The organism is Dietzia sp. Cai40 (genome assembly GCF_014145165.1).
Taxonomy (GTDB): Bacteria; Actinomycetota; Actinomycetes; order Mycobacteriales; family Mycobacteriaceae; genus Dietzia; species Dietzia natronolimnaea.
The window spans coordinates 1-743 of record NZ_JAALEB010000496.1; the positions used below are offsets into that span (position 1 = coordinate 1).

At 73.4% G+C, this 743-nt stretch carries 1 protein-coding gene; it reads left to right on the forward strand.

The genetic code is table 11. The features are described 5' to 3' along the window. The coding region (locus G6022_RS16365; protein ID WP_182692039.1) for an ATP-binding cassette domain-containing protein at window positions 1-743 on the forward strand (743 nt) is incomplete at both ends.

Sequence of the window (743 nt, forward strand, 5' to 3'; positions counted from 1 at the left end):
CCACTCACGAGTGGGCGGGCGACTCGCGGATCCGCGCCGTGCTCGACGGGATCGGCATCCACGACCTCGGTCTGGACACCGCGGTGGACGATCTGTCCGGCGGCGAGCGGCGGCGGGTCTCCCTGGCCGCGGCGCTGGTCCAGGACCTCGACCTGCTGGTCCTCGACGAGCCGACCAACCACCTCGACGTCGAGGGCGTGCAGTGGCTCGCCGACCACCTGCGAGCGCGGTCCTCCGCCCTCGTCGTGGTCACCCACGATCGGTGGTTCCTCGACACCGTCGCGACCCACACCTGGGAGGTGGTCGACGGCCGCGTCGAGCAGTTCGAGGGCGGGTACAACGACTGGGTCTTCGCCCGCGCCGAGCGGGACCGACAGGCCGCGGCCTCCGAATCCCGGCGGCAGAACCTCATGCGCAAGGAGCTCGCCTGGCTGCGGCGCGGCGCACCGGCGCGGACCTCCAAGCCGCGGTACCGCATCGAGGCCGCGGAGGCGTTGATCAAGGACGTGCCGCCGCCCCGTGACTCACTACGCCTGTCGAGCTTCGCCGCCCGGAGGCTCGGCAAAGTGGTGATCGAGCTCGAGGAGGCGCGCCTCGACGCCCCCGACGGCCGCACCCTCGTCGAGGACCTGACCTGGCGACTGGCCCCAGGCGAACGGCTCGGCCTGGTGGGCGTCAACGGTTCCGGCAAGACCACGCTCCTGCGCGCCCTCGCCGGTGAGGCCCCCCTGGCCGCCGGCCGC